Genomic DNA, 13,911 nt, shown 5'->3' with positions numbered 1-13,911 from the left:
GGTCGACAAAGTTGGTGCCGTCGCCTACTGTATGTCTGTAATGATCCTTACAGAGCGAACCCCCACGAAGAAGCAGCAGCAGGGCGAGCAGTCCCGCGAGCAGATCCTCGACGCGACGGAAAAGCTGATGAGCTCACGCGGCTACGCGGCGACGTCGATCAGCGACATCCGCAAGGCCTGCGGTCTGCCGGCCAGCTCCATCTACTGGCACTTCGGATCCAAAGACGGCGTGCTGGCGGCTGTCATGGAACGCGGCGCCCAGCGGTATTTCGCGGCGATTCCCGTCGAGGCCACGGTCGAACGGCAGCTGGACGCGGTGATCACCCAGCAGTCGCAGCATCCCGATTTCCTGCGGCTGTTCCTGCTCCTGTCGCTGGAGCGCAGCGACGATCCAGCGGTCGCCGAAGTCGTTCGGCGGGTGCGCGATACCGCGATCGCGCGGTTCCGCGCCGCGATCGCACAACTCCTTCCCGCTGACCTCCCGGACCACACGGCGCAGCGCGTCCGCGATGAACTCGCCGCGGTGGCCGTCGCGCTGTCGGACGGCATCTTCCTCGCGGTCCATCTCGAGCCCGAGACCACCGACGTCGACCGGATGTATCGGCGGCTGCATCAGACCCTGACCGCCTTGATCCCAACTCTCTTGGAGGAGAAGTGACCGCAACCCCGAATAAGACAGCGATCATCACCGGTGCCAGTGCCGGGCTCGGATTGCAATGCGCGAGAGCGCTTCTCGCGAGTGACCCAACCTGGCACGTCGTGTTCGCGGTGCGCGACGTGGCGCGTGGCGCGCTGGCGGTCGAACAGGCCGGCCACCCGGCGCGGTGCACGGTTCTAAAAATGGACCTCGCGTCACTGATGTCGGTCCACGCCTTTGCCGACGACTTCCGCGGTCGCGGACTGCCGCCGCTGCACGCGATCGTCTGCAACGCCGGCGTTCAAGTGGTGTCGGGCACCGAACACACCGCCGAGGGCGTGGAGATGACGTTCGGAGTCAACCATCTCGGACACTTCGCCCTGGTGCGGGACCTGCTCGCGGACCTGGCCCACCCGGCGCGCATCTTGGTCGTCGCCAGCGGCACCCACGATCCGGCGAAGACCACCGGGATGCCCGCACCGCGCTACACCAAGGCTGCCGACCTCGCGCACCCCGCGGATGACGAACCGGTCGACGGCCGCCGCCGGTACACCACGTCGAAGCTGTGCAACGTGCTGTACGCATACGAACTCGACCGCCGGCTCGGCTGCGGCGCCAACGGTGTCACGGTCAACGCGTTCGATCCCGGCCTCATGCCCGGCTCCGGCCTGGCCCGCGATTACTCGGTGATCGGGCGGTGGGTGTGGCGGTACGTGTTCCCGCTGCTGCGGGTGTTGCCGAACGTCAACAGCACCCGCTCCTCGGGCGCGCATCTGGCGGCACTGGTGTGGGAGCCCCGGTTCGACGACGTCACCGGTACGTACTTCGAAGGGACGCGGCCGATCGCATCGTCGGCCGACTCCTACGACCGTGAGAAGGCGCTCGATCTATGGGAGACCAGTGAGCACCTACTGGAAAGCGCTGAATACCAGGATCAGCGCGGCGAATCCCGCGGTCGACCAGCCCAGTAGGGCGACTTCGGTTCTCGGCTCGACCATGAAATGCCGACCCCGCCGGCGTCCCAGATAGACGGCCAGTATCGCCAACAGGGCCCCTACGACTGGAAGCACCGCCCGCCCGTCGTCGAGTGGACCGGCGCCGAGCAACGGGAGGGCCCCCGCCACAAGAAAGCTGAGAGCGCTTCTTTCCCAAGCCAATTGGGTGCGCTCCGCCTGAAGGCCGGGTTTTTCCGATCGGGACGTCATGGCTAGGGCTGGACCGCGATCACGACGATCAACGCGATGGTCAGCGCCACGATGGCGCCGCCGAGCAGAACCGGCATCAGGGATCGAGGCAGTTCGGCACCCTTCTGCATTGCGGCCTGCACAGCACGCCAACGCAGAACCGCCAGGACCGCAAGGACGCCGCCAGATGTGGTGAGTGCCATCCCGAGGCCGTGGCGCACTCCGGGGATGGTCAGGGCCGGCACCAGCTGAACGACGGCGACACCGCCCGCGATGAGTGCGAGCGCGGTGCGGATCCACGCCAGGAACGTCCGCTCGTTGGCGAGGGTGAAGCGATAGTCCAGATCCTGGTCAGCCTCGTCCGCACCCACGAGCAATCAGCTTAGGTTCGGAGGGTCGGTAGTGTCACCGGACATGGCGCCCGAATCTCGGAATGGGGCCGCGGCGCAGCAGCGAACGGCGCGTCTTGCCGTCGCGGCGCTGTTCCTGAGCAACGGTGCGCTGTTCGCCAACCTGCTGCCTCGCTACCCCGAAATCAAGGCGGATCTGCAGCTGTCCAACACGGTTTACGGGATCGCGATCGCGGCGTTCTCCGCGGGCGCGCTGGTGGCAGGCCTCTCCGCGGCGGCGTTGATCCGGAGGTACCGATCGTCGCGCGTGGCGGTCGTCAGCACCCTCGGCCTCGCGGGATTCGTTGTCGCTGCGGCCCTGGCGGGGACCCCGTTGATTCTCGCCGCGGCGTTGTTCATGGCGGGAGCCTGCGATGCGATCACCGACGTGGCGCAGAACGCGCACGGGCTGCGGTTGCAGCGTAATTACGGCCGGTCGATCATCAACTCGCTGCATGCGGTCTGGGCGGCGGGAGCCATCATCGGCGGCGTGATGGGCGCCGCCGCGATCGCGCTCGACATATCTCGGCCCATACATCTGGCGTTCGCCGGGATCCTGTTCGGGGGCCTCGTGCTGATCGCTTACCCCTCTCTGTTGAAGGGACCCGATCACGACGACCATCCGTCGGCGCGCACCGGGAGCCGAGGAGACGCGGGATTCGCGGTGTACGGCACGTTGGTCGCGCTCGTCGTGCTCGCCGTGGCGGGCGCAACCGTCGAGGACGCAGGAAGTTCCTGGGCGACACTGTATTTGCGTGACAGCCTCGGTGCGCCAGGTGCCGTCGCGGTCTTCGGTTACGTGGCGCTGGTCGGATTCATGTTCGTCGGCCGGCTGATCGGGGACCGCCTTGTCGACAGGTTCGGCGAACGCGAGGTGGTTCGCGCCGGTGGCCTCCTCGCGGCCGCGGGAATGGGGGCGGCGCTGGCCTTCCCCTCGATTCCCGGCACCATCGCGGGATTCGCCGCGGCGGGATTCGGAGTCGCGACCCTGATCCCGGCGGCGATGCACCGCGCCGACCAGCTGCCTGGCCTGCGCCCGGGCAGCGGATTGACGGTGCTTACGTGGCTGATGCGGATCGGCTTCTTCGGCGCGCCCCTGATCGTCGGCGTCATCGCCGATGCGACGAGCCTACGAATCGGCCTGCTGTCCGTGCCTCTCGCGGGGCTGGTGGCGATCGCACTGGCCGGAGCGCTCAGTGCGCGACCCCGATTGAATCACCGGCTCAGCCGGCGGTGACCATCTCGATGGTGAGCACGCCGCCGATGATGAGCACGATGCCGAGCCCCATCATCGGAGTCAGGGGTTCTTTGAACAGGAACCGCGCGATGACGGCCACCAGCGCGATGCCGCACGCCGACCACACGCCGTAGGCGATTCCGACCGGCATGCCCAGTCCCAGCGACACATACAGCAGATAGAACGACAGGAGGTAGCCGGTGATGATCGGTGCGATCCACGCCTTCTTCCGAAATCCGTCCGACGCGCGTAGCGACAGGGTCGCGACCACCTCGACGAGTATGGCGCCGGCGAGCGCGAGCCACATCACCGAGCCGCCCCGGCGGGGACATCCGGTTCCGGCTCGGCGGCCGAGGCGCGATGCGAACCGAGCTCGATCAGCAGCACCCCGGCGATGATGAGCCCGATGCCCGCGACGATCGGCCAGGTGAACGGGTCACCGAAGAGCACGGCGGCCAGAACCGCAGTGACCGCCGTGCCCAGCGCGCCCCAGATTCCGTACGCGATGCCAACGGGTACGCCGGCGCGCAGCACCATCGTCAAGAACATAAACGAGGTGAGATAGCCGGCGACCACGACCGCGAGCCACGCCGAATGATCCTGGGCGGCACGCAGAGACAGCGTGGCGGCGACCTCGGTCGAGATCGCGCCCGCAAGCAGCGCCCACTTCAGCACGGCACCAAGCTATGCCATGGCCCTCAGACGGCGCGTTCGACCATGGGTGTGAGTACCTCGTGCGCGAACTGACGCAATTCGGCGTCGTCGCTGAAGTCGGGGTCGTCCGGCGGCATCGAGATATAGGTGACGAACAACCGGGCGAACACATCGGCGACCCAGCGGACCTGCCGTGGCGGTGTCCCCGGCGTGTCACCGTGGATGTAGTTGGCGATGAACGCCGACCCCATCTTCAACAGTTCCGCCGAATCGATCGGTGCGGGTTCGACGTGACCGGCGCGACGCAGCATCGGATGCTCGCGGGCGAACGTGACCGCGGCGATGAACGCCGCGGCCACCCCTTCGTTGGGATCGTCGGTGGCGTCGATGGCATCGGCGACAGCGCCGAGGAACCGTTGCGTCTCCCGGCGAACCAGCGCTTCCACCAGATCGTCGCGACGGGGATAGCGGCGGTAGGCCGTCATCCGTGACACACCAGCGCGGCGCACCACATCCTCGACCGTAATCCGTTGCAGCCCAACTGCTGCCGCCTCCTGAAGAGCGGCGTCGAGTATGCGTTGACTGGTCCGGTCGGCCGCTTCGTCCACGTTGCCGCCCGCTTTGCCGATGGACGCGGCGCCGCCGATGACCTCGATGAGCTGCGCGTCGATCACGACACCGCGACCTTCGGACGCGCACCTGCGGCACGTTCGCGGGCGAGCTGGGCGTAGCGCGGTGTCCCGAATGCCCACCGCAAGTGCCGGGCGTCGAGGTGCAGGGCGGGTTCGATGAGCCGGCGAATAAGCGCGGACGGGCGGTCATAGCCGATGAGCTCGCGTGCCCACGCCGGGGCGCGGCTCATGCCCGCGTGGATGGCGAACCGGTGCAGTTGCCGGTCCACCGGCCTTGGCAGGTCGGGGAAGAACGGCGACGTCGTCAAGAAGTCGATGAACTCACGCGTCTGCGCGTTCACGCTCAGCTTCGGTCGCATGGTCTCGACGTAATCGTCGAGTTCGGCGGCCGTCGTCGGCACCCAGTCGGCGCCGCCCAACCTGCCGATCACCGCCTGTTCGGTCAGATACCGGTCTTGCTCCTCGCGGCTCAGCGGGCGTTTGGTGTGTTCATAGGTCCGCAGAATCATCCACGGGATGCATGTGTGGACCCAGGCGATCAGCTCGGGATCCAGGGCGCGGTACGGCACGCCGTCGGGGCGAGTGCCGGTGACGAACGAGTGCACGTGCTTGACGCGTTCGATGACCCGGGTGGCGGCCTCGGTGTTGCCGAACGTCGTGGTCAGCACGTAGCCGAGGGTGGCGCGGGCGCGCTGAAATGGGTCTTCGCGGTAGTTGGACAGATCCTGAACGCCGGCCACCACGGACGGATGGAGGATCTCCAGCACGATCGCGGGCAAACCGGCCTGCGAGACGGATGCCAGGTCGGCGTTGATCTCCCACGACATGCTGCCGGGCCCGATCAGCCCGGGATCGCCTGGTGGCCCACCGTAGATCGCCGGATCATCATGACGACCAGCGCTCTTCTCGAAATCCTGCACGATGCGGTGGCGAAGCTTCTCGGCGGCGACGACCCGCTTCGGTATAAATGTGACACTCACACCACCAGGTATACCATCCGACCGCGGAGAGATGCGGTACGCGCGCGTACTGTGGAGTGGTTGTTTTCTCATCGAGGAGGTCAATCGGTGACAGCAGAGGCCAATACGCGACGCTCTGCCGACGACGGGTCGCCGGCGGTGCCCGCAGTCGAGCGGCCGGTCGTCGACACCAGCTACGGACCCGTTCGCGGCGTCGACAACGGAACGATCAAGGTGTGGAAGGGCATTCGCTATGCCGCGGCGCCAGCCGGCGACCTGCGGTGGCGGGCACCCCAGGCGCCCCAGCGGTGGTCGGAGCCGGCCGACGCGACGCGGGTGGGACCCGTCTGCCCACAGCCCACCGATCCGAGGATCCCGATCGACCTCGGCGCGCCGCAGGGTGACGACTGCCTGACGTTGAACGTGTGGGCGTCGTCGGATACCGAGGCGGGGGACGGCAAACCGGTGATGGTGTGGCTGCACGGCGGCGCTTACATCCTCGGCTCGTCGGCGCAATCGCTGTATCACGGTGCTGCACTGGCGAGCGGCGGCGACGCGCTGATCGTCACGGTCAACTACCGGTTGGGCGCACTCGGGTTCCTGGACCTGTCCTCCTTCGGCGACGGGTTCGATACCAATCTCGGCCTGCGCGACGCGCTGTTCGCACTGCAATGGGTGCGCGACAACATCGCCGGATTCGGCGGCGACCCCGCCCGCGTCACATTGTTCGGCGAGTCGGCCGGCGCAGGCATGGTGACCACGCTGCTGGCGAGCCCCGCCGCCGCGGGACTGTTCTCGGCGGCCATCGCCCAGAGTTCGCCGGCGACGTCGATCTACGACTCCGAGCGCGGCCGCCGCTTCGCCGAGTTGTTCCTCGATGCGCTGGACATCGGGCGGGGCGAAGCCCAACGCCTGCCCGCAGTTCCGATCGAGGCCGTGTTGGCGGCCTCCAAGAAGGTTTTCGACGAAGTGCCGGCCCGCTGGCCGGGGACACTGGCCTTCGCGCCGATCATCGACGGTGACGTCATTCCCGCGCACCCGGTGAAGCTGGCCCGAGAAAGTCGCACGCATCCAGTCCCGTTGATCATCGGCACGAACAAGCACGAGGCCGCGCTGTTCCGGTGGATGAAGTCGCCGTTGATGCCGATCTCGCCGCAGGCGCTGCGCGCGATGTTCACCGAGATCGCCGCCGAGCAGCCGGCGCTGCAGCTGCCCGATGAAGCGCAGATCCGCACCGCATACCGCGGCCGGCCCAAGACGATCGGCATGGGGGTGGCCCGCGACATCGGTTTCCGCATGCCGTCGATCTGGTTTGCCGACGGCCACCGGGAGGTCGCACCCGTCTACCTCTACCGGTTCGACTTCGCGCCCCCGATGCTGCGCCTGTTGCGCCTCGGCGCGGCGCACGCCACCGAGTTGCCGTATGTATGGGGCAACCTGGTCGGCGGCCCTAAGGACCCGACATTCAAATTGGGCGGCCTCAAGGCCGGCAAGACGGTGTCGGCGCGGCTGCGCAGGCGTTGGATGAGCTTCGCGGTGGACGGCACGCCGTCCGCGTCGGCCGGGGATCCCGAGTGGCGTCCGTACCGCAAAGAGGATCGGGCGTCGCTGATCATCGATGCATCCGAACGGGTGGTCGACGATCTGGACCGTGACCTGCGATTGGCCTGGGGGGACGAGGTGCTCAGCTTCCGCTGAGCAACTCCGAGTTCCCTTCGTCCCCTGCCCTTCGGGCGTGGGCCCATCGCTCGCCCCGCTTGGTCGTAGACTTTCCCACCGGAGGTGTCACCTTGGACGTGAACGGGGCCTGGACACGTGTCTTCTCGGACGTGCTACCGCCGCTGATGCACGACCCGGTGACGTTCGCGATCCCGTTCTTCCTCATCATGCTGATCATCGAATGGGTCAGCGCGGGAAAGCTGGTACATGACGAGGCGGAACGGGCACCGGCGGGCGCCTATCTGAAGCCCGACGCGTGGGCGAGCATCAAGATGGGGCTGGTTTCGATCGCCACCAGTGGCGTCCTCAACGCCATCGCCCTGTTGGCCTATGCCGCGCTCTACGTCTACGTGGCCCCGTGGCAGCTGCCGTCCACCGCCTGGTACACCTGGGTGATCGCCATCGTCGGCGTCGACGTCCTCTACTACTTCTATCACCGGATCGCGCACCGCGTCCGCCTGATCTGGGCGACCCATCAAGCACATCACTCCAGCCAGTACTTCAACTTCGCCACCGCGCTGCGCCAGAAGTGGAACATCAGCGGCGACGTGTTCCTGCGGGCGCTGCTGCCACTGCTCGGTGTGCCGCCGTGGATGGTGTTCGCCAGCTTCTCCATCAACCTCATCTACCAATTCTGGATCCACACCGAGCGCATCGGAAAGCTCTGGCGGCCAATCGAATTCGTCTTCAATACGCCGTCGCATCACCGCGTTCACCACGGCATGGACCAGCAGTACCTCGACAAGAACTACGGCGGCATCTTCATCCTCTGGGACCGGCTGTTCGGCAGCTTCAAGGAAGAGAACGTGCGCCCGAACTACGGGCTGACCAAGCAGGTCGACACCTACAACATCTGGACGCTGCAGACGCACGAATATGTGGCGATCTTCCGCGACGTCCGGTGCGCGTCACGCTGGCGAGACAAGCTGGGCTATGCCTTCGGTCCGCCGGGTTGGGAGCCCGCCGGACGCCGCGTCGACGAGGGGTCTGCAAGGGTTCGCGTATAGATCGGCGCTCCACCCCGCAGTATGGAGCCATGGATGTCCGAGAGGTTTTGCTGCCCGGCGTCGGGTTGCGCTACGAATTCGACAATCGTGACGGCGACCGGATCGGCGTGGTCGCACGACGCACCCGTGACTTCGAAATCGTCGTGTACCCAAAGGAGGACCCCGACCAGGCACAGCACGTGTTCCGACTGACCGAGGACGAGGCAGAAGCCCTCGCTCAGATCCTGGGTGCGCCGCGAATCGCGGAACGATTCGCCGACCTCACCCGCGAAGTCCCGGGCCTCGATGCCGGACAAGTTGTCCTCGAGCCCGGGAGTCCATTTGCGAATCGCCCCCTCGGGGAGACCCGGGCACGGACGCGCACCGGCGCGTCCATCGTCGCGATCGTGCGCGACGACGCGGTCCTCGCTTCGCCAGGTCCGGCCGAAACTCTCCGCGCCGGTGACGTTTTGGTGGTGATCGGCACCGCGGAAGGCATCCTTGGCGTCGAAGACATCGTCGCCAGAGGCTGACCGGTGCAGATCTCGGCGACGTTGCTGCTGGAGCTCGGCGTCATCCTCACGGTGCTCACTGTGCTGGGCAGCGCTGCACGCAGGTTCGCACTGTCGCCAATCCCGCTGTATCTCCTGGTAGGCCTGGCACTCGGAGACGGCGGCGTCGCGCCGATACCCGCTGCCGGGGAATTCGTTCACGCCGGGGCAACCATCGGTGTGGTCCTTCTGCTGCTCGTGTTGGGGCTGGAGTTCTCGATCGGCGAATTCGCCAGCAGCCTGCGCAGACATCTGCCGTCGGCGTGGGTAGATCTGTTTCTCAATGCGCCACCCGGGGCGATCGCGGGCTGGCTGCTCGGGCTCGACGGCGTCGGGATCCTGGCGCTGGCCGGCGTGACGTACATTTCGTCGTCAGGCGTCATCGCCAGGCTGCTCTCCGACCTGCGCCGGCTCGGCAACCGCGAGACCCCGGCCGTCCTGTCAATTCTCGTGCTCGAGGACTTCGCGATGGCGGCCTACCTCCCCTTGCTGGCGGTCCTCGCGGCAGGCGGAACCTGGTGGCAGGCGATTCTCGGCGTCACGTTCGCCGTTGCCGCGTTGGTGGTGGCGTTCATCGCCTCCCTTCGCTGGGGACATCACCTCGGCCGCCTGGTTGCGCATCCTGACAACGAGCAGCTTCTACTGCGAATCATGGGCCTGACGTTGATCGTTGCCGCGCTGGCCGAGTTCGTGCACGCGTCGGCCGCGGTCGGTGCGTTCCTGGTCGGTCTCACGCTGACCGGTGACGCCGCGGACCGCGCGCGGATTGTGCTGAGCCCGCTGCGGGATCTGTTCGCGGCAATCTTCTTCCTGGCAATCGGCTTCTCCGTGAACCCTGCGGAGTTGATTCCGATGCTGCCCGCCGCTCTGGCGCTCGCGGCGGTGACAGCCGTGACGAAGGTGTTGACCGGCCGGTTCGCCGCCCGTCGTGACGGGGTGGGCAGGCCCGGGCAGTTGCGCGCGGGTATGGCGCTGATCGCCCGTGGGGAATTCTCACTCGTCATCATCGGCCTGGTCGCGATGTCGATCCCACAGCTCGGTGCGGTCGCGACTCCCTACGTATTCATCCTCGCGATTGTCGGACCCGTGTTGACCCGCTTCAGCGGAGGTGGCCTGCGCCCTGCCGTCAGGCAGATCGGCGAAACACCGGCGACCGATCGGCAATAAGGTCGCCATACCATCGCTGCACAGCGGACCCCGTCTCGCGCTCGGCCATCCGTTGACCCGCACGGTGTCGCGAATCGCCGGGCGGCGTCGAGGTGATGCAACCGGCGGCCTCGAAGGACGCCCGAGCTGTGCCGCGGCCGTCGTAGGCACCGTGGTATTGCGCCCGTTCGCGCCGAGACCACGAGCGCCACGCAGCCATCCTCACCGGCCCGGCAACGGATCCTCGACGCCGCCGCCATCGGCCCCGTAGTCTCCGCCGTGTGCACACAGTGTTCGATGCCCCCGTAGATCCCCGGTTGATCGAACGTTCGCTTGCGGCAAGCTCCTTCGGTTCGATGTGGCTGGACATTCCCCGGCCCGCCTACCCTCAGCTGACCGCATCGATCACCTGCGACCTGCTCGTGGTCGGCGGCGGCTACACCGGGCTCTGGACGGCACTGCATGCCGCCGAGCGCAATCCGGACCGGCGCATCGTCCTCATCGAGGCCAACCGCATCGCGTGGGCGGCATCGGGACGAAACGGCGGATTCGTCGACGCCAGCCTGACTCACGGAGCCGAGAACGGAAAAACACGCTGGCCCAACGAGATCCACACTCTGGACCAGATGGGCATCCAGAACCTCGACGGCATGCAGGCCGACATCGAGCGTCTGAGGCTGGATACGGAGTGGCAGCGCACCGGAATGCTTTCGGTCGCCACCGAACCGCATCAGGTCGACTGGCTGCGGGACGCCGCGGACGGGGGAGAGGGCCGCTTCCTCGACACGCAGCACGTCCGCGCCGAAGCGAACTCGCCGACCTATCTGGCGGGGCTGTTCAGTGCCGACACGTGCGCCATCGTCCACCCGGCCAAGCTGGCGTTCGAGCTCGCCCGCGCGTGCACGGACGCGGGCGTGCAGATCTACGAGCGCGCCAACGCCACCCGGTTGGAGTCCGAGAGCCGTGCGCTGCGCGTGCACACCGCCGCCGCGGCCATCACCGCGCGCCAGGTGGTGCTGGCGACGAACGTCTACCCGAGCCTGTTGCGCCGCAACCGGTTGCACACCGTTCCGGTTTACGACTACGTGCTGGCGACCGAGCCGCTGACCGACGCGCAGCTGGACCGCATCGGGTGGCGGAACAGGCAGGGAATCGGTGACTGCGCCAACCAGTTTCACTACTACCGGTTGACCGTGGACAACCGCATCGTGTGGGGCGGTTATGACGCGGTGTATCACTTCGGAGGCAAGGTCGATTCCACCTACGAGGATCGGCCCGACACGTATCAGCGCCTCGCCGCGCACTTCTTCATCACGTTCCCTCAACTCGACGACGTCCGGTTCTCGCACCGCTGGGCCGGCGCCATCGACACCAACACTCGCTTCTGCGCGCACTGGGGTCGGGCCCACGATGACCGGGTCGCGTATGTCAACGGGTTCACCGGCCTTGGCGTAGGCGCGGCGAGGTTCGCGGCCGACGTGTGCCTGGATCTGCTCGACGGAATTCCCACCCCGCGCACCGAGTTGGAGATGGTGCGCCGACGCCCGTTGCCGTTCCCGCCCGAACCGATCGCGAGCATCGGCATCCAGGCGACGCGATGGTCTCTGGACCGCGCCGACCATTCGGCGGGGCGCCGCAACATCTTTCTTCGCACACTCGACGCGCTGGGTCTCGGCTTCGATTCCTGACGGCCCCTTGTCGATCGGGCCGAACGGCCGCCGTTGCCACTCTGTAACGCTTCTGTGACCCTTGCCGATGGGCTGAAGTAGGTACGCCAGTTGTGTGATTGCTCCTGGTCGGGCGCGGGTATCACTTCTCGCACTCGGCCTGTGGGCATCTCTTGACGCCGGTACCCTTTACACACTTGAGACCCAAGGGGGCGACGATGCGCCGACGATCGTTACGCGTTTTCGCGACAGTGGCAGCATCGCTCGGCGCGCTCGTGCTCCCCGGTGTGCCTGTGCAAGCCGATCCGGGCGTCATCGTGTTTCCGGGCATGGAAATCATCCAGGGCACCAACGCGTGCACATTGGGATTCGTCGACCCCGCCGCGCGCATCGCCTACACCGCCGGCCACTGCCGCGGCGACGGCACGGTGCAGGACAGCGGCCGCAGACACATCGGGCAGCAGGCGTCGTTCCGGGACAACACTCCCGACGGTGCCACCATCGACACCAACCATCAGATCACCGACTGGGAGGCGATCACCCTCGCCCCCGACGTCGCGATCAACAACGTGCTGCCGCGCGGCCTGGTGCTGGTGTCCGATCCCGGCGTCGTGCCCACACCCGGCCTACCGGTGTGCCACTTCGGCGTGGTGACGGGCGAGAGCTGCGGGAACATTCAGGCGGTCTACAACGGCTGGTTCACGATGGCCAACGGTGTCGTGAGTCAGAAGGGCGATTCCGGCGGCCCGGTCTACTTCATCACCCCCGACGGCAGGGCCGCGATGATCGGGATGTTCAACAGCACCTGGGGACAGTTCCCCGCCGCGGTGTCCTGGCACGTCGCCAATCAGCAGGCGAGCCAGGACGTCATCTCCGCGGCGTCGGCTCCGGTGCCCTAACGCAGGAGTTCGAACACGGGAATCGACGGCGCTGTCGCGCTCATCTCCGCGTCCGAGGATTCGGGTGTCAGTCCGTCGACATGTCCCTTCACCTCCCAGAACCACCGATCAAGGTAGCGCCGCAACAGATCCGGCTTGGCGTCGTCGGCGACCTCGGTGATGCGCACCTCGTGGCTGCGCCAGCGCGGACCCATCTCGATAGCGCCCGCCGCCCGCGCGTTGCGAACCCACTGGGTGGTGCCGCGCGGTGAAACCAGGTAGTCGCGGCCGTCGACGGTCAACAGATTCACGACCACACCGCGACGCTTTCCGGTCTTTCGGCCCCGGACCCGCACTGCCACCGTGCCCGCGACGCTGATGCCGGCCTCGGCGAGCAGGCGGAACAGTTCGTTGACGGCGCGGGCGGCGGGTGTGGGCTGGTCGTAGCGCACAGACATCGCATTCTCCTTCGTATCGAGAGCGGTGCTCTCTTTCGAGGGTGGCACGCTGCGGTGTGAAAATCAAGAGCAGTGATCTCGTTTTGTGTGACACTGGCGGCATGGGCAAGCGGCAGGACGCGCGCGACCGCATCGAACGCCAGATCATCGAGCTCGGCCGTCGTCACCTGGTCACCGAAGGTGCGGCCGGGTTGTCGCTGCGCGCCATCGCGCGCGATCTCGGCGTGGTGTCGTCGGCGGTCTACCGGTACGTGGCCAGCCGCGACGAGCTGCTGACGCTGCTGCTCGTCGACGCCTATTCGGAGCTGGCGGACGCGGTGGACGACGCAGGTGCTTGCGAGACTTCGTGGCGCGATCGGCTTCTCGTCATGGCGCAGGCCGCCCGGCAGTGGGCCGTCGATCACCCGGCGAGTTGGGCGCTGCTGTACGGCAGTCCGGTGCCGGGGTATCGCGCTCCGGCGGAACGAACCGTCGGCCCGGGCACGCGAGTCGTCGGCGCGCTGTTCGGCGCCGTCGCCGCGGGCATCGCGGCAGACGACATCTCGACCTCCGACGTCGCTGTGGGGCAGCGGTTGTCGTCGGATTTCGACCGGGTGCGCGAGGAGTTCGATTTCTCCGGCGACGACTCCGCGGTCGCCAAGTGTTTCCTGCTGTGGGCGGGGCTGATCGGGGCGATCAGCCTGGAGGTGTTCGGCCAGTACGGGGCGGACACGCTCACCGACCCGGGGGATGCCTTCGACCTCCAGGTCAACCTGCTGATCGAGATGCTCACCCGATAATTCAGTATTGACTTATATAAGTGTCTACTTTAATC

General features: G+C 67.0%; 17 protein-coding genes. 10 read left to right on the top strand and 7 right to left on the bottom strand.

All coding sequences use genetic code 11. The features are described from left to right. Window positions 1-40 precede the first annotated feature (40 nt). Complete coding sequence (locus G6N42_RS08740) at window positions 41-658, top strand: TetR/AcrR family transcriptional regulator (RefSeq protein WP_163728590.1); 618 nt, start codon at window positions 41-43, stop codon at window positions 656-658. Continuing rightward, a complete protein-coding gene (locus tag G6N42_RS08735; protein ID WP_163728588.1) occupies window positions 655-1,608 on the top strand; it encodes an SDR family NAD(P)-dependent oxidoreductase in 954 nt (317 codons plus the stop codon). Before G6N42_RS08740 ends, G6N42_RS08735 begins: the two co-directional genes overlap by 4 nt. On the opposite strand, the gene G6N42_RS08730 is transcribed toward G6N42_RS08735, so the two are convergent. Together G6N42_RS08730 and G6N42_RS08725 are read right to left on the bottom strand one after the other, a co-directional pair. Further along, window positions 1,546-1,842 (bottom strand): DUF202 domain-containing protein, encoded by a 297-nt coding sequence (locus tag G6N42_RS08730; protein ID WP_163728586.1) that lies wholly within the window; start codon window positions 1,840-1,842, stop codon window positions 1,546-1,548. The two genes, G6N42_RS08735 and G6N42_RS08730, sit on opposite strands and share 63 nt — an antisense overlap. A 2-nt stretch (window positions 1,843-1,844) precedes the next feature. Then, window positions 1,845-2,192, bottom strand: a complete 348-nt coding sequence (locus tag G6N42_RS08725; RefSeq protein ID WP_163728584.1) for a YidH family protein — start codon at window positions 2,190-2,192, stop codon at window positions 1,845-1,847. 43 nt (window positions 2,193-2,235) lie between these two features. Here G6N42_RS08725 and G6N42_RS08720 point away from each other — a divergent pair, with 43 nt between their 5' ends. Next, a complete protein-coding gene (locus G6N42_RS08720) occupies window positions 2,236-3,447 on the top strand; it encodes an MFS transporter (protein WP_163728582.1) in 1,212 nt (403 codons plus the stop codon). On the opposite strand, the gene G6N42_RS08715 is transcribed toward G6N42_RS08720, so the two are convergent. Genes G6N42_RS08715 through G6N42_RS08700 form a run of 4 tightly spaced genes read right to left on the bottom strand, consistent with a single transcriptional unit; the run spans window position 3,434 to window position 5,713 of the window. Beyond that, entirely contained in the window at window positions 3,434-3,754 is a 321-nt protein-coding gene (locus tag G6N42_RS08715) for a DMT family transporter (protein ID WP_163737196.1), read from the bottom strand. The genes G6N42_RS08720 and G6N42_RS08715 overlap by 14 nt on opposite strands. Then, window positions 3,754-4,122, bottom strand: coding sequence for a DMT family transporter (locus tag G6N42_RS08710; RefSeq protein ID WP_163728580.1), 369 nt, complete (start codon window positions 4,120-4,122; stop codon window positions 3,754-3,756). Before G6N42_RS08710 ends, G6N42_RS08715 begins: the two co-directional genes overlap by 1 nt. Window positions 4,123-4,145: 23 nt before the next feature. Next, the gene (locus G6N42_RS08705; protein ID WP_163728578.1) at window positions 4,146-4,775 is read right to left on the bottom strand and encodes a TetR/AcrR family transcriptional regulator; all 630 of its coding nucleotides are present in this window, start codon (window positions 4,773-4,775) and stop codon (window positions 4,146-4,148) included. Then, complete coding sequence (locus G6N42_RS08700) at window positions 4,772-5,713, bottom strand: oxygenase MpaB family protein (RefSeq protein WP_163728576.1); 942 nt, start codon at window positions 5,711-5,713, stop codon at window positions 4,772-4,774. Before G6N42_RS08700 ends, G6N42_RS08705 begins: the two co-directional genes overlap by 4 nt. A gap of 87 nt (window positions 5,714-5,800) precedes the next feature. Here G6N42_RS08700 and G6N42_RS08695 point away from each other — a divergent pair, with 87 nt between their 5' ends. The 6 genes from G6N42_RS08695 to G6N42_RS08670 all read left to right on the top strand — a co-directional run bounded on the left by G6N42_RS08695 (window position 5,801) and on the right by G6N42_RS08670 (window position 12,660). Then, complete coding sequence (locus G6N42_RS08695) at window positions 5,801-7,390, top strand: carboxylesterase/lipase family protein (protein WP_163728574.1); 1,590 nt, start codon at window positions 5,801-5,803, stop codon at window positions 7,388-7,390. Window positions 7,391-7,536: 146 nt separating this feature from the next. Continuing rightward, a complete protein-coding gene (locus tag G6N42_RS08690; RefSeq protein ID WP_163737193.1) occupies window positions 7,537-8,418 on the top strand; it encodes a sterol desaturase family protein in 882 nt (293 codons plus the stop codon). A 29-nt stretch (window positions 8,419-8,447) separates the two neighbouring features. Beyond that, entirely contained in the window at window positions 8,448-8,930 is a 483-nt protein-coding gene (locus G6N42_RS08685) for a cation:proton antiporter regulatory subunit (protein WP_163685018.1), read from the top strand. 3 nt (window positions 8,931-8,933) lie between these two features. Continuing rightward, window positions 8,934-10,115 carry a cation:proton antiporter gene (locus G6N42_RS08680; RefSeq protein WP_163728572.1) on the top strand — a complete coding sequence of 394 codons (1,182 nt, stop codon included), beginning with the start codon at window positions 8,934-8,936 and terminating at the stop codon, window positions 10,113-10,115. A 260-nt stretch (window positions 10,116-10,375) separates the two neighbouring features. Then, on the top strand, window positions 10,376-11,782 hold the full coding sequence (locus G6N42_RS08675) for an NAD(P)/FAD-dependent oxidoreductase (RefSeq protein ID WP_163728570.1): 1,407 nt from the start codon (window positions 10,376-10,378) through the stop codon (window positions 11,780-11,782). 197 nt (window positions 11,783-11,979) lie between these two features. Further along, window positions 11,980-12,660 carry an Rv1815 family serine proteinase gene (locus G6N42_RS08670; RefSeq protein ID WP_163737190.1) on the top strand — a complete coding sequence of 227 codons (681 nt, stop codon included), beginning with the start codon at window positions 11,980-11,982 and terminating at the stop codon, window positions 12,658-12,660. Here G6N42_RS08670 and G6N42_RS08665 read toward each other — a convergent pair. Next, window positions 12,657-13,097 (bottom strand): nitroreductase/quinone reductase family protein, encoded by a 441-nt coding sequence (locus tag G6N42_RS08665; RefSeq protein WP_163728568.1) that lies wholly within the window; start codon window positions 13,095-13,097, stop codon window positions 12,657-12,659. The two genes, G6N42_RS08670 and G6N42_RS08665, sit on opposite strands and share 4 nt — an antisense overlap. Before the next feature lie 101 nt (window positions 13,098-13,198). Between G6N42_RS08665 and G6N42_RS08660 the strand changes: the two genes are divergently transcribed. Continuing rightward, on the top strand, window positions 13,199-13,876 hold the full coding sequence (locus G6N42_RS08660; protein ID WP_163728566.1) for a TetR/AcrR family transcriptional regulator: 678 nt from the start codon (window positions 13,199-13,201) through the stop codon (window positions 13,874-13,876). The last annotated feature ends 35 nt before the right edge of the window (window positions 13,877-13,911 follow it).

This window comes from Mycobacterium gallinarum (genome assembly GCF_010726765.1).
GTDB classification, from domain to species: Bacteria; Actinomycetota; Actinomycetes; order Mycobacteriales; family Mycobacteriaceae; genus Mycobacterium; species Mycobacterium gallinarum.
Note: the sequence above shows the minus strand (reverse complement) of the source record. Positions and strands in the feature narration are given on the sequence as shown.